This is a genomic window from Veillonella parvula, from assembly GCF_032575955.1.
GTDB lineage: Bacteria > Bacillota > Negativicutes > Veillonellales > Veillonellaceae > Veillonella > Veillonella parvula_J.
On record NZ_JAWFXN010000001.1, the window covers coordinates 463,408 to 488,950 of the forward strand.

Here is a 25,543-nt window from a genome sequence, read left to right on the forward strand (position 1 = left end):
TACATATATCCTTCATGCAAGAAAAGAGATGAACTATATATAATATGGTATAATATAGAGATTGGTATTGTATCCCAGTATGGGACCTAGAATTAGGAGAGTACATGATTCGTAAATCTACTATTATAAAATCATTAACAGCTTTAGTAATGTCTGCATTATCTAGTACAATCGTACAAGCAGAGGTATTGGTACCATTAGATCAATTTTTAGCCACTACTACACGTCATTACGAAGCAAATCAATATAAAACAGCATATACAGTATATATTCCACAAAGTGAATTACAAGGTGATACGGTTATTTTAAATCCTGCAGCCGTAGGTGAACCTGTTAAATTGCCCATTACCAAAAAAGATGGTATATCCTATGTAGATATTGAGTCTGAGCCAGCTATGCTGGGTGTTAGTTATACAAAAAATAATGGTCAACTTATTTTAGGACCTGCACCAGAAGCATCTACGGTGAAAGCACCTTATACATTGCAAACACCATTGGCGTGGGCTTTTGATCCATGGACAACAGAGGGAATTCCGTATCAGGCAAAACTCAATACGAGTGGTGATAATATTATTTCTCCAAGTTGGTTTAAATTGCATAGCTTAGGTTTAGAAGCAAGTTCAAATGTAAATATTGATTATGTGAAAGCGTATAAGGATAAAGGCTATCATATTTGGCCGTTAATTACTAATCGGTTTGACTCTAATTTTACAAGTGGTATTTTGTCGGATCAATCGGTATGGAAGAAATTTGCTCATAACCTTGTTCAATATGCCTATATATATGGGTTTGATGGTTATAACTTTGACTTTGAAAACATTAATTATGCTGATCGTGATCGTTTAACAACATTTGTAGCATATTTGTCTAATCATTTACATCAGTATAATATTAAAACTTCTATCGATGTGACTGGCTATTCTGATAGTCCAGAATGGTCATTAGTGTATAACCGTAAAGCTTTGGCAGATACAGTAGATTATGTAGTTCTTATGGCGTATGACGAAACTTGGGCTAAGAGTACTACTGCAGGTCCTGTTGCAAGTTATCCTTGGGTCCGTAGCCATACAGAAAGAATGCTATCTGAAGTTCCTTCTCAAAAGTTAATATTAGGCGTACCATTCTATATGCGCTTATGGCATGAAACGAATGGTTATGCAAAAAGCGAGACATTGGCTATGAAGAATACAAGTAATTACTTTGCTAATTACAGAGATAAAATGACTTGGGACGATCGATTAAAGTTATACTATTTATCTATTCCAACAGCTTCTGGTTCAGATCGTATTTGGTTTGAAGATAATACATCGTTAGGCTTAAAACTTGATCTGGTAAAAGAATTACACCTTGGTGGGTTTGCAGCATGGCGTAAAGGGTTTGAAGATATTTCTACGATTACTATGATTCAAGAAAAAGACTTAGGACGTGGTATTCCTAAATCTCCTACAGCAGTTGTTCCTGAACCTGTAGTTCAAGAAGCTAAACCATTAACAAAGCTTGAACAATACAAATTACGCTTAGAAGAAAAAGAAAAAGAAAAAGCAGCTAAAGCGGAAGCAAAACGGAAAGCTAAAGAAGAGAAAGAAGCTGCTAAACGCAAAGCAAAAGAAGAAGTTGAAAAAGTAAAAGCTGAGAAAAAACGCTTAGAAGAAGAGGCTAAAGCTAGAAAAGAACACAATAAACAAACTGTTAAAGAGCAAAATGATTTATATACTAGTCATAGTTCTGATCAAAATACAAGCCCTAAAAATGATTTAATAAAAACTATTCAAGTCGTAAAACGCTAGTGTTTGACTGCTTTTACAGTACGTAGTAAAATAAAAATATTAATTATAAAATGGCAACCTATGAGGTTGACCATATGAGGAGGCCCCTACATGAACGAAAAGTATGTAGCCCAAGATATTGAAAAAAAGTGGCAACAGTATTGGGAAGATAACCATACATTTAAAACAGAATATGATGAATCTAAAGAAAAATACTATGTATTAGAAATGTTCCCGTACCCATCTGGTAACTTACACATGGGTCACGTGCGTAACTATTCCATCGGTGACGTAGTAGCTCGTTTCAAAAAAATGAAGGGCTTCAACGTGTTGCATCCAATGGGCTGGGACTCCTTTGGTATGCCTGCTGAAAACGCGGCGATTAAACATGGCATAGCACCTAAAACATGGACTCTTGATAACATCGAGAACATGAAATTGCAACAAAAAGCACTTGGTTTGTCCTATGATTGGGACCGCGAAGTAGCAACATGTAAAGAAGATTACTATAAATGGACTCAATGGTTTTTTGAACAGTTTTATAAAAAAGGCTTAGCCTATAAAAAGGAAGCAAAAGTAAACTGGTGTGAAACTTGTCATACTGTATTGGCAAATGAACAAGTTATCGATGGTGCTTGTTGGCGCTGTGATAACCCTGTTGAGAAAAAAGATTTGTCACAATGGTTTTTACGCATCACTGAATATGCGGATCGCTTGTTAGCTGATTTAGATACTCTAGATCATTGGCCACAACGTGTTAAGTTGATGCAAAAGAACTGGATTGGTCGTTCTGAAGGTACAGAATTTTCCTTTGAAGTGCCATCCATCAATGAACGCGTATCTGTGTATACTACACGTGTTGATACTATTTACGGCGTAAGCTATATAGTATTGGCTCCTGAACATCCATATGTGGAACGCCTCATTGAAAATGCTCCTAATAAAACTGAATTAGAAGCTTTCATTACACGTATGCGCAATATGAGCGATATCGACCGTACATCTACAGAGGCACCTAAAGAAGGTATGTTTACTGGGTCTTATGCAGTAAACCCAATGTCTGGCGAACAAGTTCCTGTGTGGATTGCAAACTATGTATTGGTAGACTATGGTACTGGTGCTGTAATGGGTTCCCCTGCACATGATGAACGCGACTGGGAATTTGCTCATAAATATGATTTGCCTATTAAACAAGTCGTAACTCGTGAAGGTGAAGAATACAGCCTTGAAAAATGGCAAGAATGGTATCATGAAGATGGTATCCTCGTTAACTCTGGTGAATATAATGGCCAAACATCTGAAGAGGCTCGTAAAAATATCACGGCAGCTCTTAATGAACGCGGCATTGGTGAAGGTAAGGTAAACTTCCGTCTTCGTGACTGGTTGATTTCTCGTCAACGTTACTGGGGCGTGCCAATTCCTGTAGTATACTGTGAAACTTGTGGTGAACAACTCGTTCCTGAAGAAGAGTTGCCAGTACGCTTGCCAGAGGATGTTAAATTTGAATCTGGTGCTGTATCTCCATTGGCTACATCTGAAAGCTTCTTAAATACTACATGTCCTAAATGTGGTGGCCCTGCACGTCGTGAAACAGACACGATGGACACATTTATCGATTCCTCTTGGTACTTCTTGCGTTATACAGACGCTAAAAACGACCAAGCTCCATTCGATAAAAAAATTGCTAATTACTGGATGAATGTTGACCAATATATCGGCGGTATTGAACATGCTATCTTGCATTTATTGTACTCTCGATTCTTTGTGAAAGTTATTCACGATTTAGGCCTTATCGATGCAAATGAACCATTCCGTGGCTTGTTGACACAAGGTATGGTTCTTAAAGAAGGCAGTAAAATGTCTAAATCTAAAGGTAATGTAGTTTCTCCTGAAGAAATTATCAATACTTATGGTGCAGATACTGCTCGCTTGTTTATTCTATTCGCAGCGCCTGTAGATCGTGACCTTGATTGGTCTGACCAAGGTGTTGAAGGTTCCTATCGTTTCTTAGGCCGTGTATGGCGTATTGTTGATGCGTACAACGAAGAGGCTAAGAAAAATGTAACTGGTGATCTTACAAAAGACGAATTCGGATTGCGTCGTGAATTACACCGTGTTATCAAAAAGGTTACGGAAGACTTAGATAATAATTTCAACTTTAATACAGCGATTTCTGCCATCATGGAACTTGTAAATGCTATGTATGCTCATAAGGATAAAGCAGAAACAATCAATAGTGCATTAGCTAATGAATTGACACATTCCTTATTGCTTCTTTTAGCGCCATTTGTGCCTCATATTACAGAAGAATTGTGGCATGAATTGGGTGAAACTACATCCATTCACACAGAAAAATGGCCTGTATATGAAGAATCTGCTCTCGTTGTAGACGAAGTAGAAGTAGTCTTGCAAGTAAATGGTAAAGTTCGTGATAAACTTACTGTTTCCGTAAATATTACAAAAGAAGAATTAGAAACATTGGCCAAAGAATCTAGCCGTGTTCAAGAATTTATAGAAGGTAAGAATATCGTAAAAGTTATTTACGTACCTGGTAAACTTGTAAATATCGTTGTTAAATAAGGATATTCTATTTGTTTAATATTGTAAGCCCCCAACTACATAGGTAGAAGGGGGCTTATTTTAAGTGAGGTAATTATGGCAAAACGTAGCGATTATATTTCCTGGGATGAATACTTCATGGGTGTTGCCATTTTGGCAGCACAACGTTCTAAGGATCCAAATACACAAGTTGGTGCATGTATTGTTAGTAATGATAATAAAATCTTGTCCATTGGTTATAATGGTATGCCTTTGAATTGCAGTGATGATGATTTCACATGGGAACGTGATACAGCTGATGATAACAAATATTTCTATACTGTACATAGCGAACTCAATGCAATCTTAAATTATCGTGGCGGTTCTCTAGAGGGCTCTAAAATATATGTAACGCTTTTCCCATGTAATGAATGTGCGAAAGCCATCATTCAAAGTGGTATTAAAGCCGTTATCTATCGCGATGATCTCTATAAGGATACAAAAGAAGTAAAAGCATCCAAACGGATGTTGAAAACCGCAGGTGTAGACATTATTGAATACAAATCTACAGGCCGCACATTGAATATTACATTGTGATATAATAATTTTTTACCACTTATAAGAACCCCTATATACAAGCGTATATAGGGGTTCTTTTATATGTAGTTTTCTATTATAAATTGATATCAACCAGATCCGTTAGATTGAACGTACAGTTTTTACTATCATCCAATGTAGGATTACACTGTAGTCATGTTTATACTTGTAAATGGCCATCAATCATAATGTCTACTTCTTGACCGTCACGAGTGTAGCCTTTAATATTCATATGTTCATGACCAATCATAAAGTCTACATGTGTTAAGGAGTAGTTAAGGCCACGTTCTTTTAATTCTTCTTCAGATAAACCATCACTATCTTTGAGGCATGTAGGATAAGATGCACCAATCGCTAAATGGCAGGATGCATTTTCATCAAACAATGTTTCGTAGAAAATTTGGTTAGATTGGCTAATTGGGCTGAAGTGGTCCACCAAAGCAACTTCGCCGAGGTAGAGGGAACCTTCATCGGTTTCTATTAACTCTTTTAATACTTCATAACCTTCTTTTGCAGTATAATCAACGATTTTACCTTCTTTGAAAGTAAAGGAGAAATCAGAAATAGTATTACCCTGGTAAATTAAAGGTTTTGTGCTGTATACAATACCATTAACACCATTATATTGGGGTGCGGAGAAAACTTCCTCTGTAGGAATATTGGCATTAAAAATAGTGCCATCTTTTGAAGATTCTTCACCACCTAGCCATATATGACCTTCTGGTAATTCTAATAAGAGGTCAGTACCATTTTCACAAGTATACCGCAATGCCTTTAAGTCAAATTTATTCAATGCTTCACAGCGGTGACGCAATTTTGCCATGTGATGACGATATGTGTCTTTCGGTTCTACACCTTCAATACGGCAAAGTTTTAATAGGGTAGTCCATAGTTGTTCAATTTTCTCTTCATCTGTACCTTCATAGCCAAGTAAATCTGCCCATAGAACAGTTGGTACAGAAGCAACGCACCATGTAACAGAGGAGTTCATAATCGCTGTATGGTAGAAGGATAAAGCTTTATTTAAGTTACGCGATTGTAGTGAAATACGATTTGTTGGAATACCTTCTAACGCTTTTGGGTTCGCACTAATCAAAGATAAGAAAGCGGCTTTATCATCGATGTATTGCTTGTAGAATTCAGGAATCCAGTTAGCCGGTCTTTCTAATACAGATTCCTTAGCATGTAATAAACGTTGACGAGCGATTGGAGAACATCTCCAGTTGAGGACAACCTCTTTGGCACCTAATTCATATGCTTCTTCTGTGACGATAACTGCAAAGTCTTTGTTTTCCACATCTACAGAAATAACAAGAGTTTGATCTTCTTGTAAATTTACGCCATATTTTAACAAGGTATGTGCATATTTTTTTAATGTTTCTTGATTCATTGTATCTCCTTATATTCGACATCAATTATGAAACTCCTGCTGGTGTGACCAATAGAGTCAACGGTAGGAGTTTACTTTTTCATAGGGAATTCTTTCAGTAGGAGGTGCACTATGAAAGTAAAATTGAATCCATATATAACAATTATATTAATCCTATGTGTTTTAGTAGGAATTTATTTCCTATGGCCTATTATAACAGATGAAAGCGATTCTGTCTTAGTTGAAGGAGCAATAGATGGAAATTCTTCTATATCAACTGTTGAACAAACATCCAACAAACCTATAGCTTATATTACGGGCGCCGTAGTTTCACCTGGTTTATATGAGTTTGAAAGTAGTGCTACTGTAGGTGATGTAGTTCAGTTAGCAGGTGGGCTATTACCTTATGCTGATGTAGAATCAGTCAATATGGCAAAGTCGGTTAATGCGGGAGATCATATCCACATAGTATTTAACTTCCACGGTAATCCAGAGGTTTTATTGCGCGGTAACAAAATTAATATCAATACAGCTTCTGCAAAAGAGCTTGATGCATTACCAGGCATAGGACCCGCTATGGCAAAAAGAATTGAAGAGTATCGTTCACAAAAAGGACCCTTTACATCCGTTGAAGGTATCAAGGGGGTGAAGGGCATCGGTGATGGCGTATTTAAGAAGATTAAAGATAAAATTACAATCTAAATTTAGGAATACAGAACGAGCGTTTGAGGAATCAATCTTCAATACTCAAGTATTAGTTAATACAAAGCCATTTATAACTTATAGCCAATGGGCACATACTATATTGGGATCTATAATAATTGGCACTATATTAGGATATGGTAAATATTATCCCGTACTTAGTCAAATGCATTATATTTTTGCGATTGCCTTAGCTATTATTGGTGTAACTGTTATTAAAATAATGCAATCATATTGTAGGTGGCGTTTATATGCCAATTTATTAATATTAGTTTTTGCTGCAATGGGATTATCCTATTATCAAACAGACTTACGAATTATTAACTATAACAGCTATACATCTTTCTATTTACAGCAAGAAGGAGAATATTTTGGCACTGTCGTATCATATCCTGAATTAGTAACTATCGATAAACAGAAATATTACAAATATAATGTAGAGTTACATGGATTACATCCCTATAAAGATACTGCTAAAAACGACTATATTAAGGCGCAGGGTCGATTACAGATTTACTCAAAGGTATCTACTACAAAGTATTTAATACGGCTAGGGGATCAAGCAATAATTGAAGGTACACCAAAAAGTTTATTTCTCATCGAAGAGGAAGGACGCATTAATCTTAGAGGTAGATATATGAGCTCTAATACAAGAGGTCGAATCTATGATGGTGTATATCGATCTGCTACTAATAAAGATTTACAAGCATTCCACTTTAAAGAAACATTTTCTGAAAAACTATATGGAAAAAGTTTATATTTATGTGGTCAAATACGAGAATCTATTGAAAAAAATATTGCTAGTAATCTAGATGGTCCACAAAAGGTATTAGCACAAGCCTTATGCTTGGGTGGTCATTATAGTGAGCTAGGGGAAGAGCGAATGAAAGATTTTGCTTATACGGGTCTCATCCACATTTTATCTATCTCTGGCTCACATATTGCACTGCTATTAGCCTTAATTTACGGTTTAGGAAGACTCGTTAAATTACGGAAGCGCACATGCTTAATTTTAGGTATATTAGTAGCTTGTATATATTGCTGTATCGTTGGTGGAGATGCACCTGTTATACGTGCAATGATGATGAGTATACTCATGTGCATGGCTTATGTAAAAGGACGATTATATCAAGCTAAACAGGCTTTATGTATATGCGCTATTCTATGTCTTGTATATGATCCTTTTTCTTTGTTTGATGTAAGCTTTCAACTATCCTTCGGGGCGACTTATGGTTTACTCATATGGGGAAAAGTATTATATGAACGGATACAGTGGTTACCAAGATGGATAAAAACACCTTTTATATTATGTGTATCCGCACAGTTACTCATATTGCCATTACAACTCTATTACTTTCACTATATTAGCATTGCTAGTTTGCTAGCAGCCTGTATAGTAGCGCCCCTATTAGATATATCCATAGTTTTAATTTTTGTAAGTACTTTAGTCAGTTACGTATTCCCTATATCGTTAATATGGTCTTTAGTAGATGTACTATTGCGAATATCTTTATATTTAAATCATGTCTTAGGACGTAGTCATAGTTTACTTTGGCTTGGTATGATGCATCTTTATTGTGTTTATATATATTATGCTCTATTAGGTTTGTTTACGTATTTTTTGACACATAAGAATAAGTATACTGTATATATAGTGATGTCCTTATTATGTATGGTTGCAACCTTTGGTGCTTCATACTATGTGACTCAGCATCACAAGGACACAATAATCCATTATATTCCTATGAAACAGTGTAATGTGTTACTTTGCATAGACCCAAACCATAGAGGAGCATATCTATTAATCGATGCACCAGATTATATTAAAACTATACCTAATGAAAGATTTATTAATCAGGCCGTAAGGGCATATGGTGTAAATCCTAAAGATGTAAAAGTTGAGTACTTTCACAGTAACGGTTCTGCACAGGTGGTATATAAAAATGGTATGAACCAAATCGTCATATATAATGGACAAAGTAGAGAAAAAAATCTAAAATTAAATGATAAGACTAATGTGTTATATATAACGAGTCGATCCAGTGTACTGAATGAAATAGGGCGTATTTCACCTCATAGTACAATTCTATTTGGCAGTCCCCACGGTGCGTTACGCGATGTGGATCCATCAACAGAACATATGTATATAATGGGATACGGCTATATCAAAGATATCTATCTGTGAAAGGAGGAAACATGGCACATATTCAACTCATTTATGGCGATGAGCCACAATTAATTGAAGAAGAGAAACGCAAATTTTTAAGTGCCTATCCAGACCTTCCCGTGACCGTATTAGACGATGAGGCGGGCCCACAGAAGATTAGTGAAAAGCTCTGTGAAGATTCACTCTTTGGGGATCAAAAAGTGTTTTGCTTAGTTAACTTGCCCATTATTCGTAAAAGCGGCAAAAATAGTGATGCTTGGGTCCCATTATATGAGCTCATCATGGAATATAATGGGGATAATCCAATTGTTTTGATTTATCATGACATGATAGATAAACGAATCAAGCAGAATAAAGAGCTTTTAAATAAAATACCGAATCGTGAATGTAAGCGCCTTGAAGGGGCAGACCTTGTGATGTGGATACGTCAGTATTGTACATCTCATGGCTTTAACATGACGCCTGATGCACAAGAATACGTAACTCATCTCATCGATTTGTGGCAAGATGTACCTGTTTCTTTTATGAGAACTGAGTTTGACCGATATTTCTTGCAAATTACTGGGGAAAAAGTAATTACCAAAGAATTCCTAGAGGAAAATGGCAGTGACTATGGAGCTAAAAATATATTTACCTTTAAAGAGGCTCTGTTAAAAAGAGATATCGATACATTACTTGAACTATTTCCATTTATGTTCGGCTATAAAGAATTAGACCGTGCTATGAGCTATATTGAGGGGCAATTACGTCTACAGCTACTGGTTAGTGAATGTCGACAAGCGGGAATGTCTGTTCAAGCCATACAAAACTTATGTAAGGATCATGATTCGTCATTTAAACCATATCCGATTAAGTTGGCTTACGAAGCAAGTCCTAGGATTTCAGTTAAGGCCTTGCGAGCTTTATTAAAAGGGCTCTATGAGATTATTTTAGATAGTCGTAGTAGCAAGGGCGATATTTGGCGATTTAGAGATTTATGTATTACCTATTGTGGGTATAAAGGATAAAAATGAAAGTACGTTATCGCGTTGTACCAAAACAGAATAAGAAATCATCTTTCTATGTGAACTGTCATAGCCAACATGTGACGATTCAAGCTGCGGACTCCGCATTTTCTACATTGCTTAGTTTACGAGACAGATTGTCTGCATGGTACAAGGAAAAGAATATTTCTTTTGATGATATTCCAACCAATACTGATACAGCTTGCTGTTTTGCTTGGAAAGTGGATACGGAAACAGGTGAAGGTTTAGATACCTATTATTATGGCGGTGGCTGTGGTGCTGGTGAATGGATTGAAGCGGCTGAAGCACAACGTGAAGCTGAAGAGGCTAAAAATCAAGTACCTAAAGGCAAGTCTTTTGCAGGTTATGATCAACAAGATGAATATGATGATATTGACGAAGATGATTTTGCCCCATTTGTAGAAGCTGTTGAATTAGGCTATTTCAACAATAGCCCAGTTGTTGTGCCTCGTTCTAATCATACGGCTGCCGAATCTAGTAGTAGTGATACTATCGCATCTGTGAGCAGTACATCTAAAGCAAGCAAAGGCTTTGGACCTAAAAAAACTACAAAATCTACGGCTAAAAGAAGTGAAGGGGATGGTAAATATACTCGTGGTGCACCAAAGGAGGCACCTACAGATGAAGGCATGATTTTAGGACCTAAAATTGAAGGGGTCACCTCTAAAATCATGGGCACCGTGGATACACCTAGTGTAATTTTTGAAGGTGTCTTTGTAGGTTTAGATAAACGTGATACTAAGACTGGTAAAAGTATCGTTAATGGCAGCATTGTAGATGATACAAATAGCATTAAATTTATCAAGTTTACGAATAGCCCTGAAGAAGGGGATGCGCTACTTAAACAATTAAAAGGCTTACAACGCGTTCGTGTACAAGGTAGTGTCAACTTTGACGATCGTTTTGATAAAGATTATATCTTATCGATTCGCAGTATTGAAGCAGTGGAAACTACAAGTGTAGAGCGAACTGAAAACCGTCCAGATTCTCGTGTAGAGCTTCATTTACATACTAAGATGAGTGATAAAGATGCTCTCGTATCTGTTAAGGATTTATTTAAAACAGTTAAAAAATGGGGTCATCCTGCGGTTGCCATTACTGACCATGGTGTTGTACAAGCCTTTCCTGAAGCGCAAGCCCTTGGTAAAGAGTTAGGTGTTAAGGTTATCTATGGTGTAGAAGGTTACCTCATCGAAGATGAAACGGTAACAAAAGATGAGGAGCTTGTACTAGATAAAAAGAAGAAGAAGGAAAAAGATAAACGCTATCATATTATTTTATTAGCTAAAAATATGGTTGGCTTGCGTAATTTATATAAAATGATTTCCATTTCTCACCTTGAACATTACAAGGTTCGTCCTCGTTTGCCTCGTTCCGTTATCGAAGAACATCGTGAAGGTATTATCATCGGTTCTGCTTGTGAAGCAGGGGAACTTATGCAATCTATTGTTCGTGGAGCTACAAAAGAAGAGCTTTTGGAAATAGCATCCTTCTACGATTATCTTGAAATTCAGCCACATACTAATAATATGTTTTTGGTTCGTAAAGGTCTCATGCCAGATGAGCAAGCCCTCATCGATATGAATAAGACCGTTATTGAATTAGGGGAAGCCTTGAATAAACCTGTATGTGCTACTTGTGACGTTCATTATTTGACACCAGAAGAGAAAATATATCGTGAAATCATGCTAACTGCATGTGGATATCCAGATGCAGATGAACAACCAGATTTACATTTACGTACTACAGATGAAATGCTTGCGTCATTCCCTTACTTAAGCGAAGAGAAGCGATACGAAGTAGTCGTTACTAATACACGTGCTATTAATGATAGCATTGAAGATATTAAGCCCGTTCCTGATGGTACATACTCACCTAAGATTGAAGGTGCTGACGAAGCTTTCACAGAAATGTGCTATAAAAATGCGAAGGCTATTTACGGTGATCCATTGCCACGTGTAGTACAAGAGCGTCTCGACTATGAACTAGATTGTATTATCTCCAATGGTTATGGTGTATTGTATTATATCGCTCATAAATTGGTAAAAAAATCTCTTGATGATGGGTATCTCGTAGGTTCTCGTGGTTCCGTAGGATCTTCCTTTGCAGCAACCATGTCTGAGATTACAGAGGTAAATCCATTACCGCCACATTATGTATGTCCTAATTGTAAATATTCAGAGTTCTTTGAAAAGGGTGAATATGCAGGGGGCTTTGACTTGCCTCGTAAAGATTGTCCTAAGTGTGGTCATGCGTTACAAACAAATGGTCACGATATTCCATTTGCTATCTTTCTTGGTTTTGAAGGTGACAAGGTTCCAGATATTGACCTTAACTTCTCCGGTGATTACCAAGCAAAAGCTCACAAATATACGGAAGAATTATTTGGCCGTGACAATGTATTTAAAGCCGGTACAATCGGTACAATTGCTGATAAAACTGCTTTTGGTTATGTTAAAAAATACGCCGAAATTCGAGATATACAAGCCCGCAATGGATTCTTTGAACATTTAGCGAAAGGCTTTACAAATGTAAAGAATACTACGGGACAACACCCTGGTGGTATTATGGTATGTCCTCGAGATATGGATGTGCATCATTTTACGCCCATACAACATCCAGCGAATAAAAAGGAAAGTGGCGTATTAACGACACACTTTGATTATCACTCCATCGAAGGTCGTATGACTAAGCTTGATATTCTGGGCCATGATGATCCCACAATTATTCGTATGCTAGAGGATTTGACAGGTATCGACGCCAAGACAATACCATTTGATGATCCAAAGACATTGAGCTTGTTCTCCTCTACAGAAGGGATTGGCTTAACACCTGAACAATTACAAGGTGACCAAGTAGCTAGTTTGGCTGTTCCAGAATGTGGCACGAAATTCGTACGGGGCATGCTTGAAGACTCTCGTCCCCAAACATTCTCTGATTTAGTTCGTATTTCTGGCTTTTCACATGGAACAAACGTATGGCTCGACAATGCGCAAGATCTCATTAAAAATGGTACTTGTAAGTTGAATGAAGCCATTTCAACTCGTGATGACGTAATGAACTTCTTGATTCATCGCGGCATGGATAGAAAGCATAGCTTCTTTGTAATGGAAAACGTGCGTAAAGGTAAGGGTATTGAAAAACGAAATAAACAAGGGCAAGCTACGACGGAATTTGAAGCAGAAATGCGTGAAAATAATATTCCTGAATGGTTTATTGAATCTTGTAAAAAGATTTCCTATCTATTCCCACGGGCACATGCGGTAGCTTACGTAATGATGGCTTTCCGTATTGCTTGGTTTAAGGTATATCATCCATTGGCATTTTATGCAGCTTACTTCTCCATTCGTGCGAAAGCCTTCGATTTACGGATCATGACAGGGGACCTCAAAACACAATTGACCGAGTTTAACCGTATCAAGGCTCTTGATCGTGCTGCCAGTCCTAAAGATAAGGACCTTATGAGTGCTTTGGAAGTATCTATGGAAATGTATCAACGGGGCTATCGTTTTATCAATGTAGACATTCAACACTCCGAAGCTAGACGCTTTAGCATTAAGGATGGTGCTCTATTACCTCCATTCTTAGCTATTGATTCCCTTGGTGAAACAGTAGCTGATGCTATCGTCGAGGAAAGAAATGAACGTCCATTTACATCTCTAAAAGACTTACAACGCCGTTGTAAAGTATCAAATACCATCATTGATCTTATGAAAGACCTCAAATGCTGTGGTGAACTTCCTGAAGACGAACAAATGTCACTATTTGGAGCATAATAACATACAAGATTAGATTTAAATATAAAATAAGCACTATATAACTAAAAAGGGATATAGTGCTTATTTTTATATATTTTGCTACAATAAAGTTACATTGATTTGTATTTAAATAGAGTGCTCTAATAAAGGGAGTGTTAGGAAATGATAGATAAAAACAAAAATCAATCTTTGGAGATAGAATTTTGGGATATTGAGCCCGAGGATGCGCCTGAGTTAGAAGAATCTGATATTCCAGGTATATACTTTAATGAATTCCGTGAATATGTAGATGAAGAGGGTAATGTATTATCTCCATCTGATCTAGATGCAATACGGTATAAAGACGATTACGAAGACGATTATTATAGATGAATATATGCTAACTTTCTAAAGTATATTTTATAAGTTGAGAGGCTTAGAGAGATATATATGATAAAAAATATTTTATATGAAACTTTGAATAATATACGAATGTTTCTGTTGTTTTTTAAAAGATGTCCAGAAGTTGGTTTTTATAAAGCCTATAGAGAATATATCTATAGCAAAGTAATGGGGTTACCGAATTTTGAGTTAAAATATATATATGAAGTTTTAATTAGTAATATTCAAAGTAAACTATTATTTATATTTTCTACTATATTTTGGGGTGCAATATTAACATCCATGATTGGGGTTGGTGTAAGTTTAAGTTTTGAAATTTTAAAACCAAACTTTTCAGAAGATATTTTTATATCATATAACGAATATATGCGTATAATAGGGTTATCTTCGTTTGTCATAAGCGTATTAGGGTTTATTATTATTACTTTTTTTAGAGTTTCATGTTTAGAATCACTAGCATTTTATATAATACTTATTTTATTTGTTATTGGGGTAATATATTGGGCTAATCGAGATCATACAATTCTTATGGATTTATATTTTATAGTTTTATGTGCTTTGAGTACAACATTAATGTTATCATCTATTTTTAATTGTATAAAAAAATGTGCCATAATTAAGAAAATTATCATTGAAGGTTTATTAGCTCAAAATCGAAAGAGATATACTGTTAGATTGCCTAAAAAGTATAGAGTTTTAAAATTATAAATTATTTTATTAAAAGCTGATTATTATAGATAAAAGAGGTGTCATCATTTGATGACACCTCTTTTTTGAAAGTTTTGCAGTTTTAAATATTTGGCAGATTTAGTAAAGTTTTAGTATAAAGATTTATATTTCATCCAGTTTGTTTTGGCCATTTCTTTAAGCTCTGTACCACGGCCATCAAGGATTGCATTGATCAAGTATTTGCTGAAGCCCTTAGCTTGTTGATATGCAATTTTAGGAGGCATAGCAAGTTCTTGTTTATCTACGCGAACGTTAACGATGACTGGGCCATTATGGTTAAGGGCTTCCATGATTTTTTCATCAACTTCGCTAGAGTTATGAATGCTCACACCTTTGATACCAGCAGCTTCAGCAAGTTTACCGAAATCTGGATTTACAAAGTCTGTAGCGTAGTCTAGATAGCCGGAAGCTTTCATTTCCATAGCGATAAAGCTAAGTTCTTCGTTATTGAATACAAAGATTTTAACTGGTAAGTTAAGTTGTTTTAATGTTAACATTTCGCCCATCATCATTGTAAAGCCACCATCACCAGAGAGGGAGATGACTTGACGGTTAGGACATGCATTTTGAGCGCCAATAGCATGCATCATAGCATTCGCCATAGACCCATGGTTATAGGAACCTAAGATGCGACGTTTACCATTTGTTTTTAAGTGACGAGCAGTCCAAATAACTGGAGTACCTACGTCAAAGGTAAAGATTGCGTCTTCTGCTGCTAGTTTATTGAGGCGATTTACGAAGTATTGAGGGTGAATTGCTACACCATCTGGTTCAGCTACGGCATAACTATCTAAGTCAGCTCTAAATTTTGTATATGCTTTACGTACAGTATCAATAAATTCAGTATCACCACGTTGGCCTACAAGAGGTAATAATTCTTTTAACGTATCTTTTACAGTACCAATGATACCTTGTGTAAGAGGTACGCGACGACCTAAAGCACTAGGATCTCTATCTACTTGTATTACTTTCGCATTTTCTGGATAGAATGGACGATAAGGGAAGTCTGTACCAAGCATTACCAATGTATCACATTGTTCAATAGCACGGTAGCCAGATGTATAGCCTAATAGGCCAGTCATACCTACATCATATGGATTTTCCCATTCAACCCATTCTTTACCTCTGAAAGCGTGTACAACTGGTGCTTGCAAGCGTTTTGCTAATTCTACCACTTCATCATGAGCACCTTCACAACCGGCACCACAGAATAGGGTAATACGTTTGCCTGTTTCTAAATGAGCCGCCATTTCTTCAATATCTTCTCGTTGTGGAACAATATGAGGTAAACGAGGTGGGTTCCACACAGGTAATTCATCAATTTCCATTTCCATAACTGCAACGTCCCCAGGAAGAACGATAACAGCAACATCTTGGTTACCAACAGCAGCGTTCATAGCACGGAATAGAATTTCCGGCATTTGCTTAGGATTGGATACAAGTTCGCAGAAACAAGAACATTCTTTGAATAGATTTTCTGGATGTGTTTCTTGGAAATAGTTCAAACCTACTTCAGATTGAGGAATGTGAGAAGCAATGGCCAATACTGGAACACGATTCCGATGACAATCGAAGAGACCATTAATTAAGTGTAAGTTGCCAGGACCAGAGCTACCAGCACATACAGTTAGTTTATGAGTTAGGGATGCTTCTGCACCGGCAGCAAAGGCTGCTGTTTCTTCATGTCGTACATGTTCAAATGTAATTTTACCATTGCGGCGTAAACTATCATTTACAGAGTTTAGACTATCTCCAGTGATACCGTAAATGCGTTCGATGCCCGCATTGGCTAAGACTTCTATAAGTACATCAGAAATTCGTTTTTTTGCCATATTATCACCTATATTTAATAATTACTATCATTAAAATATGGTTATTCAAACCATATATACTATATTAGACTTGTTTAACATGTAATTATGTGATAAAAGTTACTATTTACTGTATACATAGTTTATATATGTTTATATTAAAAGTAAATATATATTATTATTTATATTGTTCTAGTATTTGTGTTCTAAAAATTATATTTTAATTAAATTATTTAATATTCTTTCTCAATACAAAACTATTATTCTTGCATAACATTAATAAAAGTGTTACTATTAATTCATAAACAAAATAGATAAGTCTTTGGGGATAGGTGAAATTCCTTACCGGCGGTAAAGTCCGCGAACCTTTTTGGTATGAATCGGTGCAATTCCGATACCGACAGTAGAGTCTGGATGAGAAAAGACGAGGCACATTTGTTGTGCGCATTTAAGATGACCCAAGGACTATGTAATAGTCCTTTTTTTATTGAGGTGATATGGTGGATGACGTAGTATATATGAAACGCGCCATTGAACTGGCAAAATTAGCCACAGGTCACACCTCACCAAATCCTTTGGTTGGTGCTGTTGTGGTAAAAGATAATACAATAATCGGTGAAGGTTATCACCATAAAGCTGGTACAGCTCATGCTGAGGTGCATGCACTAAATCAAGCAGGTGATAATGCCAAAGGTGCTACTTTATACGTAACATTAGAGCCATGTTCCCATTATGGAAAAACACCACCTTGTGCGCTTCGTATCATTGAGGCTGGTATAGCTAAAGTAATAGTAGGTAGTACGGATCCAAATCCACTAGTTTCTGGAAAAGGAATGGAGTTACTTCGTGAAGCAGGTATTGAGGTTGTTTGCCCCATATGTAGTGATGAATGTGCTGAACTAAATGAGCATTTCTTTACCTATATACAGACAGGTAAGCCTTTTGTCACTCTAAAAAGTGCTATGTCACTAGATGGGAAAATTGCTACATCTACTGGACAATCTCAATGGATTACAAATGAGTCCTCTCGTCGTGATGGACATGTGTTGCGTGCCACGCATGATGCCATGCTCGTTGGAATTGGTACAATTTTGGCAGATAATCCACAGTTAAATTGTCGTTTAACGGATAGTGAATTATCAGATGCGTTATTAGATAAAAGCATACTTGATGAACCGATTACGATTCATCAACCAGACGTAATTATCTTGGATAGTCTTGGTAGAACACCTACTACTAGTCACGTCTTTGAAATAAATAATCGCAAGATTCATATATTCGTATCTAAAGGTTGTCCTAAGGATCGGATACAAGCCTTAGAACAAGTTGGTGCTCAAGTAACCGTAGTAGAATCTATTTCTACTCGTAAAAGCAAGAGCACAGACATTGTCATAGATATTAAGAAATTATCTATCGATGATATTCTTACAAAACTAGGTGAACTAGGTTACACATCTATTCTTGTTGAAGGTGGATCTGCAATTATCAGTTCCTTTGTGGAAACGAAGAACTTTGATAAGGTCGTAACATATATTGGAAATACCATTATTGGTGGTAACGATGCAACACCTGCTGTAGGAGGTCGAGGTTTTGAAAGTTTAGAGGTTTCACCGCAATTAACTTTTACCAAGACTAAAGTATTAGATAATAACATTCGCATTGAAGCGTATCGTCAAGGAAGGAGGGGCGCTTATGTTCACGGGAATCGTTGAAGAAATCGGCCGCATCGAGAACATTAAAAAGGGCCCTAAATCCTTAGCCATAACAATTCGAGGAGAAAAAATTTTTAGCGATTTAAAAGTTGGTGATTCCGTAGCTGTTAATGGGGTGTGCTTGACGGCCACAACGATTGGCAATAGTATATTTACAGCGGATGTGATGCCAGAATCCATTAAGATGACTACGTTTACTAATTTGAAAGTCCATCAACCAGTCAACTTAGAGCGAGCTATGCTTGCTAATGGTAGATTTGGTGGTCACATTGTGGCAGGCCATGTAGATGGTACAGGTCGTATTATTAATCGTGAACAAACCGATAATGCCATTATCTTTACTATCGAGGCTCCAAAATCCGTTATGGATTATGTTATCTATAAGGGCTCCATTACCATCGATGGAATTAGCCTCACAATTATGCGACGAACAGACAGTAGTTTTTCCGTCTCTATCATTCCTCACACTTTGAGTGAAACCATTTTAGGTTTTGCTCATATTGGAACAGAGGTCAATTTAGAAACGGATATTGCTGGACGATATATTCGTCATTTTATGAATCTTGGTAGTGAACCTACCGAAGAAAAGCCTAAAAAATCTATGCAATCCCTCTTAGTAGAGAATGGATTTATATAAGTAAGGAGCGTTCCTATGAGCGAACAATTACATTCTATTAATGAGGTCTTACAAGACCTTAAAGCTGGTAAACCTGTTATTATCGTTGATGATGAAAGCCGTGAAAACGAAGGCGATCTTATCATTGCTGCAGAGTTTGCGACGCAAGAAAATATTAACTTCATGGTTAAATACGCTCGCGGTATCGTATGTACGCCTATGCGCCGCGAAGCGTTAGAAAAACTTGGCATTCCTGCAATGGTTACCAAAAATACTGATAACCATGAAACTGCTTTTACTGTGACTGTGGATCATGTAGATACTACAACAGGCGTATCTCCTGCAGAGCGTGCTTATACAATTCAAAAACTATTAGATCCTAATCCGAAACCTCAAGATTTCCGTCGTCCAGGTCACGTATTTCCACTTGTATATAAAGAGGGCGGCGTATTGGTACGTCAAGGTCATACTGAGGCATCTATCGACCTTTGTCGCCTAGCAGGGTTACAAGAGGCTGCCGTTATTTGTGAAATTACTAAAGACAATGGCGATATGGCCCGTTTGCCAGATCTTATGAAATTTGCTAAGGAGCATGACTTGAAAATTGCTTCTGTAGCAGAACTTATAGAATATCGTAAACAACATGAAGATATGGTTGAGCTTGGTGCTTGTTCTAAGTTGCCTACTAAATTTGGTGATTTTAATATCTTTGTATTTAAAAATGAATTAGATCATAAAGAGCATTTAGCTATCGTAAAGGGCAATGTTCAAGATTGTAGCGATGTGCTTGTACGTATTCATTCTGAATGTTTAACAGGCGATGTATTTGGTTCTAAGCGCTGTGATTGTGGCGAACAATTAGACAATGCGTTGCGCGCTATTGAAAAAGAAGGCAAAGGCGTTGTTGTATATATGCGACAAGAGGGCCGTGGCATTGGTTTGACCAATAAAATTAAAGCCTATGCATTACAAGAACAGGGCCTTGATACAGTAGAAGCAAATGAACAATTAGGCTTCCCTGCAGATATGCGTGAATATTCCTTAGCGGCTCAAATTATCCGTTTCTTGGGTATTAAAAGCATCCGCTTATTAACTAACAATCCCGAAAAGCGTCATGGCTTAGAACATTGGGGAATCAATGTAACTAGCCGTGTACCACTCATCATTGCTGCAAATAAATTTAATGCAGGCTATTTAAAAACAAAAGAAGAAAAAATGGGTCATATGTTAGAAGACTAATTAACTTTCACCATATAACTCGGTCGTTACATATATATTTCCTTAGATGGAATAGAGGAGGTCAACATAATGATGGTTCAAGAAGGTAACTTATTAGGTACTGGTAAGAAATTTGCTATTATCGGTTCCCGTTTCAACGAGTTCATTACATCTAAATTAATCGGAGGCGCTGAAGATTGTTTACTTCGTCACGATGTTAAACAAGAGGATATTACAGTAATTTGGGTTCCCGGTGCTTATGAAATTCCATTGATTGCTAAAAAAGCTGCCTTATCTGGTCGTTATGATGCAGTTATTTGTGTAGGTGCAGTTATTCGTGGTTCTACTACTCATTATGATTATGTATGTAATGAAGTAGCAAAAGGCATTGCCCACGTTTCATTAGAAACTGGTATTCCAGTTATGTTTGGTGTAGTGACTACTGAAAACATCGAGCAAGCTATCGAACGCGCTGGTACAAAAGCGGGTAATAAAGGTTATGATTGTGCTATGGGTGCAATCGAAATGGTTAACCTTATCGATCAAATCTAAGAACTGTATATATAACACTCAGTATCTCATGGTACTGGGTGTTTTTATATCATCGAAAATATGTTCTTTTAACTTTAAATCAGACTAGACGAACATATATTCTCTATTATTGAAAGTTAAATATTTGACATGATATACTATATAAGCAATATAAATATAATATCTTATATAAAATAAGTAGAAATAAGGAATGATAGAATGGATTATATAAAACGTTTTACAACCCGAGAAGGGGTTCGTATGTCTTTAGCTGTAACAACCGATACAGTTGAAACAGCTCGTGTACGTCATGATTTATGGCCTGTAGCAACAGCTGCTTTAGGTCGTGCTATGACGGGAGCTATTTTATTGGCTGGTGATTTTAAAAACCATGAAAACGTAAGTCTTCGTATCAAAGGTGATGGTCCACTAGGTGTAGTTCATGTAGATGCATTCTCTGATAATACGGTTCGAGGCTATGTAGACGAGCCACATGTAGATGTACCTTTAAAGCATGCTGGTAAGCTTGATGTTGGTGCTGCCGTAGGTCATAATGGGGAAGTACAAGTTACACGATTTACACAATTGGCGCAAGACTATACTTCTACAAGCCCGATTCAAAGTGGTGAAGTAGCAGAGGATTTGGCATATTATTTATATGCATCTGAACAAGTACCGTCTACGATTAGTTTAGGTGTATTAGTAGATCCAGATTACCATACGGTTGTAGCTGGAGGTTTTATCGTACAAGCCTTACCGGATGCTACAGATGAAGCATTAGCACAAGTAGAAAAGAATATTAATGAACTTGGTCCTATTACAGAATATTTGAAAGCAAATCCAGATGGTAAAGGTCTTATGGAACGCGTTCTCGATGGTTTAACTGTGAATCAAGTATATAATGAACCAATTCATTTCCAATGTCGTTGTGGTCGTGATCGCTTTGCCAGTGTGCTAATGACATTACGTGAAGAAGATAAGAATGCTATTTTGGAAGATGACGTAACAGAGCTTGTTTGCCATTATTGTAATGAAAAATATCATTTCACACGTGAAGAGTTACAAAATATGTTCACTTCAAAAGGTCCAATTCAATAAAAACTTTATAATATGTAGAAAAAATACAGGCTACTAGGTTTTTCCTATAGCCTGTTTTTCTATTCTATGAGAAAATAAAAGATAGAGTTATTAATAATAGGAGGTCACAATGAGTGCAATTGGCGTAATTGGTGGTACTGGTGTTTATGATCCGTCCATCTTTGAAAATATTCATGAAGAATCCTTAGTGACACCATATGGTGAAATAGATTATGTACAAGGTACATACCATGGGAAAACTGTAATCTTTGTAGCTCGTCACGGCAAAGATCATACAATTCCTCCACACAAAATTAACTATCGTGCTAATATTTGGGGCCTCAAAAAACTAGGCGTTACATTTATTATCTCCACGACAGCAGTAGGTTCTTTAAATGAGAACTTTAAGCCAGGTCATTTTGTGTTGACTGACCAATTCTTAGATTTCACAAAGAACCGCATCACTACGTTTTATGAAGGCGGGGACCGTCCAGTGGCACATCTTGATGTAACAAATCCATACTGCCCTGAATTACGTAATATTCTTCAAAAGGTAGGTACGGAACAAGGCCTTACGATACACAATGGAGGTACCTATGTATGTACTGAAGGCCCTCGTTTTGAGACTCCTGCAGAAATCAAAATGTTCCACATGCTCGGTGGCGATACAGTAGGTATGACAAATGTACCGGAAGTAAATTTAGCGAATGAAGCTGAAATGGCTTATTCGACGATCTCTATGATTACCAACTATGCAGCAGGTATTTCTGAATCTGCTTTGACACATGCGGAAGTTGTAGAAATGATGGGCAATATGGCGGCCCAACTAAAATCTCTTATCTTAGGTGCTATTGATGCAATCGATGTGGATGCGCGTTATGATGCTCATAATCGCATGCATGAATATGGTGGTTTTAAACTATAATCACACTCATAATGATACACAATAGTTCATCGAAGGAGAAGTTATGATTAATATTGAATGGCGTAAAGATACGCTGGTACTATTAGATCAAACTAAATTGCCTACTGAAATTACATACGTTCACTGTACAGATTGGCGTCAAGTGGCCGAAGCTATTAAAATGCTTCGCGTTCGTGGTGCACCTGCTATTGGCGTAGCTGCTAGTTATGGTCTCATTTTAGCTGCTATTGAAGCAGGACGTTTAGAGGCGCCATTTAGTGAACAACTTACAAGCTTATATGAGTTTAGTGAGACCTTAAAAGAAACTCGCCCTACAGCAATCAACTTAGCTTGGGCTGTAGATCGTGTCATTTCTCTTGTGAAAACTAATGTTGACAGTATGTCCTCAATGAGTGAAGTAGTAGACCTCATTACAAAAGAGGCTATTATCATTCACGAAGAAGATGTGTCTTTGAATAGACGTATGGCCGAAGCAGGGGCTACATTATTTGAAGGTAAAAAGAATATTCGCATCTTAACTCATTGTAATGCTGGTGCACTAGCTACAGGTGGTTTAGGTACAGCTCTTGGTGTTGTCCGTAAATTACATGAAAATGGACAATTGGAACGCGTATATGCTGATGAAACACGTCCATTATTACAAGGTGCTCGACTTACAGCCTTTGAACTTCACGAGGATGGTATTCCTATTACTCTTGAAACAGATAATATGGCAGCCTATGCGATGCAACATGGGTTAATTGATGCCGTTATCGTCGGTGCTGACCGCATCACTACAAAAGGGGATGTAGCCAATAAAATTGGTACCTATGGTGTGGCTGTACTAGCTAAATTCCACAATATTCCGTTCTATGTAGCCGCTCCTTATAGTACATTTGACTTTACTCTGGAAAATGGTGGAGATATTCCTATTGAGATGCGCAACGATGATGAAGTAACTGCTTTACACGGTGTTCAAACAGCCCCTAGTGGTATTGATGTACTTAATCCTGCATTTGATGTAACACCTCATGAACTTGTAACAGCGATTATCACCGAAGAGGGAGTATTGACTCCAAATTATGAAGAGTCAATCGATAAGCTACGCCAGATTGTAGAATCTAAATAGTCTATTATCTTAATGATTAGCTTATTAAGCATTCTATATATAAGAAATATATTATCTATATAATTAAGTATCTACAATGATATTAACAAAATTATATAGTATCAATAAATCTAAGTAGATTTACTATCAACTATTTATTTTATTGTATCTACTTGTATGAGTAAAAGGAGATATTATGCAATCTTTAATTAGAGACATAAATTTAGCAACAGAAGGTCGCAAAAAAATTGATTGGGTTTCTAACTTTATGCCTACATTAAACACATTAGGTGACCGTTTTGAAGCAGAACAAACTTTCAAAGGCCAAACAATTGTTGTTAGTGTCCACTTGGAAGCAAAAACAGCATACCTCGCGACTGTATTAAAACGCGGTGGTGCAGATGTAATTGTAACGGGCTCCAATCCGTTGTCTACACAAGACGATGTAGCTGCAGGTCTTGTAGATATGGGCATTACTGTATATGCTTGGTACGATTGTACTGATGAAGAATATTTTAACTTCCTCCATAAAGCACTTGATCATAAACCACATATTATCATCGATGATGGTGGTGATTTAGTAAATTTATTGCATACTACACGTCAAGATGCAAAAGAACGTTTGTTAGGGGGGAGTGAAGAAACTACAACAGGTGTACATCGTTTATATGCATTAGAGAACGCTAAACAATTAACGTTCCCTATGATTGCTGTAAATGACTCTTACTGTAAATATCTTTTCGATAACCGCTACGGTACAGGCCAATCCGTTTGGGATGGCATCATGCGTACCACTAACTTGACTGTAACAGGTAAAAACGTTGTCGTTGCTGGTTACGGTTGGTGCGGTAAAGGCGTTGCTATGCGAGCAAAAGGCCTTGGTGCCCACGTATATGTAACTGAAGTAGATCCAATTAAAGCAGTTGAGGCTGTATTTGATGGCTTTAAAGTATTGCCTATGATTGAAGCTGCTAAAGTGGGCGATATCTTCTGTACTGTAACAGGTTGTAAAGATGTTATCGTAAAAGAACATTACGAAGTGATGAAAGATAAAGCTATCTTGTGTAATGCTGGTCACTTTGATTGCGAAGTGAATGTTTCTGACCTTACAGACCTTGCTATAAGCCACGAGCGCGTTCGTCAAAATATCGAAGGTTATACCATGGCTGATGGCCGTAAACTCTATGTATTGGCTGAAGGTCGCTTGGTAAACCTTGCAGCTGGTGATGGTCATCCTGCAGAAATCATGGACTTGTCCTTTGCTATGCAAGCTCTTGCTGCAGAGCATATCTTAAAAAATGGCAAAGAAATGGATTCGAAAGTATATGTATTACCGCATGAATTAGATGTGGAAATTGCTAAACTTAAATTGAATTCCATGGGTTATGATTTAGACTCTTTAACACAAGAGCAAATCGACTACCTTACAAAAGTAAACTAATACGTATTGAAATATAATGGTTTTTGGAAAAGATTTTGTATCTAAACTATTACTAGCTTTCAAATTAAACTAATATAACCGAGCTATTATGGC

General features: G+C 36.9%; 19 protein-coding genes and 1 riboswitch. Of the genes, 17 read left to right on the top strand and 2 right to left on the bottom strand.

What is annotated here, in order from left to right:
• The first annotated feature begins 104 nt into the window (after positions 1 to 104).
• The 3 genes from E7L28_RS02120 to E7L28_RS02130 all read left to right on the top strand — a co-directional run bounded on the left by E7L28_RS02120 (position 105) and on the right by E7L28_RS02130 (position 4,901).
• The gene (locus E7L28_RS02120) at positions 105 to 1,787 is read left to right on the top strand and encodes a glycosyl hydrolase family 18 protein (protein ID WP_060919823.1); all 1,683 of its coding nucleotides are present in this window, start codon (positions 105 to 107) and stop codon (positions 1,785 to 1,787) included.
• 90 nt (positions 1,788 to 1,877) lie between these two features.
• Positions 1,878 to 4,346, top strand: coding sequence for a leucine--tRNA ligase (gene leuS / locus E7L28_RS02125; protein ID WP_120054806.1), 2,469 nt, complete (start codon positions 1,878 to 1,880; stop codon positions 4,344 to 4,346).
• A 75-nt stretch (positions 4,347 to 4,421) separates the two neighbouring features.
• Entirely contained in the window at positions 4,422 to 4,901 is a 480-nt protein-coding gene (locus E7L28_RS02130) for a deoxycytidylate deaminase (protein ID WP_004695896.1), read from the top strand.
• Between the two features lie 160 nt (positions 4,902 to 5,061).
• Here E7L28_RS02130 and E7L28_RS02135 read toward each other — a convergent pair whose 3' ends face one another.
• Complete coding sequence (locus tag E7L28_RS02135; protein WP_120054805.1) at positions 5,062 to 6,291, bottom strand: aminopeptidase; 1,230 nt, start codon at positions 6,289 to 6,291, stop codon at positions 5,062 to 5,064.
• A gap of 111 nt (positions 6,292 to 6,402) precedes the next feature.
• On the opposite strand from E7L28_RS02135, the gene E7L28_RS02140 reads away from it, so the two are divergent.
• The 6 genes from E7L28_RS02140 (at position 6,403) to E7L28_RS02165 (ending at position 15,011) form a co-directional block, all read left to right on the top strand.
• A complete protein-coding gene (locus E7L28_RS02140; protein WP_120054804.1) occupies positions 6,403 to 6,972 on the top strand; it encodes a helix-hairpin-helix domain-containing protein in 570 nt (189 codons plus the stop codon).
• Positions 6,929 to 9,157 (top strand): ComEC/Rec2 family competence protein, encoded by a 2,229-nt coding sequence (locus E7L28_RS02145; RefSeq protein WP_316711419.1) that lies wholly within the window; start codon positions 6,929 to 6,931, stop codon positions 9,155 to 9,157. The genes E7L28_RS02140 and E7L28_RS02145 overlap by 44 nt, the downstream gene beginning before the upstream one ends.
• 11 nt (positions 9,158 to 9,168) lie before the next feature.
• Positions 9,169 to 10,146, top strand: coding sequence for a DNA polymerase III subunit delta (holA, locus tag E7L28_RS02150; RefSeq protein WP_316692200.1), 978 nt, complete (start codon positions 9,169 to 9,171; stop codon positions 10,144 to 10,146).
• A gap of 2 nt (positions 10,147 to 10,148) precedes the next feature.
• On the top strand, positions 10,149 to 13,940 hold the full coding sequence (locus E7L28_RS02155; RefSeq protein WP_316603711.1) for a PolC-type DNA polymerase III: 3,792 nt from the start codon (positions 10,149 to 10,151) through the stop codon (positions 13,938 to 13,940).
• Positions 13,941 to 14,084: 144 nt separating this feature from the next.
• Entirely contained in the window at positions 14,085 to 14,294 is a 210-nt protein-coding gene (locus tag E7L28_RS02160; protein ID WP_174892299.1) for a hypothetical protein, read from the top strand.
• Between the two features lie 57 nt (positions 14,295 to 14,351).
• Entirely contained in the window at positions 14,352 to 15,011 is a 660-nt protein-coding gene (locus E7L28_RS02165; RefSeq protein WP_156697554.1) for a hypothetical protein, read from the top strand.
• A 110-nt stretch (positions 15,012 to 15,121) separates the two neighbouring features.
• Here the strand turns inward: E7L28_RS02165 and poxB are convergent, their stop codons facing one another.
• Complete coding sequence (gene poxB / locus E7L28_RS02170; RefSeq protein ID WP_287531182.1) at positions 15,122 to 16,864, bottom strand: ubiquinone-dependent pyruvate dehydrogenase; 1,743 nt, start codon at positions 16,862 to 16,864, stop codon at positions 15,122 to 15,124.
• A 293-nt stretch (positions 16,865 to 17,157) separates the two neighbouring features.
• Positions 17,158 to 17,273: riboswitch (FMN riboswitch) on the top strand.
• Positions 17,274 to 17,340: 67 nt separating this feature from the next.
• Here poxB and ribD point away from each other — a divergent pair.
• The 8 genes from ribD (at position 17,341) to E7L28_RS02210 (ending at position 25,450) form a co-directional block, all read left to right on the top strand.
• Positions 17,341 to 18,555, top strand: coding sequence for a bifunctional diaminohydroxyphosphoribosylaminopyrimidine deaminase/5-amino-6-(5-phosphoribosylamino)uracil reductase RibD (ribD, locus tag E7L28_RS02175; protein WP_287531181.1), 1,215 nt, complete (start codon positions 17,341 to 17,343; stop codon positions 18,553 to 18,555).
• Positions 18,536 to 19,192, top strand: a complete 657-nt coding sequence (locus E7L28_RS02180; RefSeq protein WP_024061652.1) for a riboflavin synthase — start codon at positions 18,536 to 18,538, stop codon at positions 19,190 to 19,192. Before ribD ends, E7L28_RS02180 begins: the two co-directional genes overlap by 20 nt.
• Positions 19,193 to 19,207: 15 nt before the next feature.
• Positions 19,208 to 20,410 carry a bifunctional 3,4-dihydroxy-2-butanone-4-phosphate synthase/GTP cyclohydrolase II gene (locus E7L28_RS02185; RefSeq protein ID WP_287531180.1) on the top strand — a complete coding sequence of 401 codons (1,203 nt, stop codon included), beginning with the start codon at positions 19,208 to 19,210 and terminating at the stop codon, positions 20,408 to 20,410.
• Between the two features lie 69 nt (positions 20,411 to 20,479).
• The gene (gene ribH / locus E7L28_RS02190; protein WP_281782974.1) at positions 20,480 to 20,941 is read left to right on the top strand and encodes a 6,7-dimethyl-8-ribityllumazine synthase; all 462 of its coding nucleotides are present in this window, start codon (positions 20,480 to 20,482) and stop codon (positions 20,939 to 20,941) included.
• A 198-nt stretch (positions 20,942 to 21,139) separates the two neighbouring features.
• Positions 21,140 to 22,018: an Hsp33 family molecular chaperone HslO gene (gene hslO / locus E7L28_RS02195; RefSeq protein ID WP_012864385.1), complete on the top strand. Its 879-nt coding sequence runs from the start codon at positions 21,140 to 21,142 to the stop codon at positions 22,016 to 22,018.
• 109 nt (positions 22,019 to 22,127) lie between these two features.
• Complete coding sequence (gene mtnP / locus E7L28_RS02200) at positions 22,128 to 22,922, top strand: S-methyl-5'-thioadenosine phosphorylase (RefSeq protein WP_077708432.1); 795 nt, start codon at positions 22,128 to 22,130, stop codon at positions 22,920 to 22,922.
• A gap of 43 nt (positions 22,923 to 22,965) precedes the next feature.
• The gene (mtnA, locus tag E7L28_RS02205) at positions 22,966 to 24,030 is read left to right on the top strand and encodes an S-methyl-5-thioribose-1-phosphate isomerase (RefSeq protein WP_316603715.1); all 1,065 of its coding nucleotides are present in this window, start codon (positions 22,966 to 22,968) and stop codon (positions 24,028 to 24,030) included.
• A 175-nt stretch (positions 24,031 to 24,205) separates the two neighbouring features.
• Complete coding sequence (locus E7L28_RS02210) at positions 24,206 to 25,450, top strand: adenosylhomocysteinase (RefSeq protein ID WP_316603716.1); 1,245 nt, start codon at positions 24,206 to 24,208, stop codon at positions 25,448 to 25,450.
• Positions 25,451 to 25,543 lie beyond the last annotated feature (93 nt).